General features: G+C 66.3%; 2 protein-coding genes. Both read left to right on the top strand.

Annotation, left to right across the window (positions count from 1 at the left end; genetic code table 11):
- The first annotated feature begins 291 nt into the window (after nucleotides 1-291).
- Entirely contained in the window at nucleotides 292-822 is a 531-nt protein-coding gene (locus tag ACFWF3_RS36435; RefSeq protein ID WP_378995669.1) for an NINE protein, read from the top strand.
- Nucleotides 823-987: 165 nt separating this feature from the next.
- Nucleotides 988-1221: transporter substrate-binding domain-containing protein (locus tag ACFWF3_RS36430; RefSeq protein ID WP_379318756.1), on the top strand; the 234-nt coding region annotated here is incomplete at its 3' end.

The raw sequence follows: 1221 nt of genomic DNA, 5'->3' as shown, positions 1-1221 counted from the left end.
ACACACCCCCCCACCCCGCAAACCCCTTTTTTTTTTTTTGGGGGGGGCTGGTTTTTTTTTATAACACCCCGCTATTTTTTTGTTGTATGGGGGGGGCGCCCGCAAACTTGGCGCCCCCCCGCCGCGATATTCCACGGTATGGCGAGGGCAGCTCGGGGAAGCACCCGACAAGACAACGGTGGGCAGGACCGGCAACAATGACCCGTGATCGTCGCGGGCGCACCGCCGTTCGGCCGATCGCCACTGGCCGGGGGCCACGACGGGTACCCGCACGAATGATGGAGGACATGAGTGACCGACCCCTACAACCCCAATCCACAGTACGGCCCTGACCTGAGCAAGCAGCCCGACTCGGGTTCGCAGCCGCAGTACGGCCAGCCTGCCTACGGTCAGCCCTCTGATCCGTATGCCCAGCAGCCGCAGCAGCCCGGCTACGGTCAGCCGCAGTACGGTGCGCCGCAGCCGCAGTACGGTCAGCCTGCCGACCCGTACGCTCAGCAGCCGCAGCCGGGGTACGGCGCAGCGCCGTACGGGGCCATGCCGCAGGGCTACAACCCGAACGACCCGGAAGCCCCCTACGGCCGGGACATGTACGGCGTGCCGTTCTCGGACAAGCAGAAGCTGATGGCCGGTCTGCTGCAGATCTTCCTCGGCAGCTTCGGCGTCGGTCGCTTCTACCTCGGTTACACCGGTCTCGGCATCGCCCAGATCGCGGTGACCTGGCTGACCTGTGGTCTCGGCGCCATCTGGCCGCTGATCGATGGCATCATGATGCTCACCGGCAAGGTGCCCGACGCGCAGGGTCGCCCGCTGCGCGACTGATTCCTGCCCGCACGGGGATGAACGGGTGTTCTGCTACGGCGGGGCACCCGTTTCGTGTTTCCCCGCAGGTATTCCGATCACGGTGAGCGATACTCTGTGTCGGTCTGTGGCGGCGCCGTAGCGTCGCTTGGCCTGCGCGTCCCCCTACGCGCAGCGGAGAAAGGGATGTCCGTGCGCAAATTCATTGCCGCCGCCGTACTCGCTGTGGTCGCCGCGACGGGTCTGTCGGCCTGCTCGTCCGCGTCCGACCCGAACGTGCTGAAGATCGGTACCGAGGGCACCTACGCGCCGTTCAGCTACCAGGAGGGCGGCACGCTCACCGGCTACGACGTCGAGGTCGCGCGCGCGGTCGGCGAGAAGCTCGGCAAGCAGGTGGAATTCGTGCAGACCCCCTGGGAC

Origin of the sequence: Nocardia sp. NPDC060220 (genome assembly GCF_042727815.1) — a bacterium.
Lineage (GTDB): Bacteria > Actinomycetota > Actinomycetes > Mycobacteriales > Mycobacteriaceae > Nocardia.
The sequence above is the reverse complement of the archived record's forward strand: the minus strand, read 5'-3'. Positions and strand labels throughout refer to the sequence as shown.